Source organism: Bacillus pretiosus (assembly GCF_051294775.1).
Taxonomy (GTDB): Bacteria; Bacillota; Bacilli; order Bacillales; family Bacillaceae_G; genus Bacillus_A; species Bacillus_A wiedmannii.
The window spans coordinates 1-290 of sequence record NZ_JBPPHF010000412.1; the positions used below are offsets into that span (position 1 = coordinate 1).

1 pseudogene is annotated in these 290 nt (G+C 28.6%); it reads left to right on the forward strand.

Annotation, left to right across the window (positions count from 1 at the left end):
• A pseudogene (locus tag ACSG5Z_RS31500) lies at window positions 1-290 on the forward strand (hypothetical protein); the annotation flags it as partial.

Genomic DNA, 290 nt, shown 5'->3' on the forward strand with positions numbered 1-290 from the left:
ATAGAGGATTGTGGTTAATCAATGAAGAGACACCTGAAACTCAACTTCATGTACTCATTACATTTATTGATGAACTCTTTAAAATCCTAACTACACGTTGTTCTCTTAAATTACTTATTAATAATCAAAAAGAATCTTTACGAATCGTAGCAAATATTATCCCAATACCAGGAACATCTTAAATCACGATTAACAATCTAATCTCTGATATCTATCATATTGAATTTTTATTAAAGATTTGTTTCCCAACAGTGATAACAAGTTTTACTTTTATTGTGATGAACCAAGAC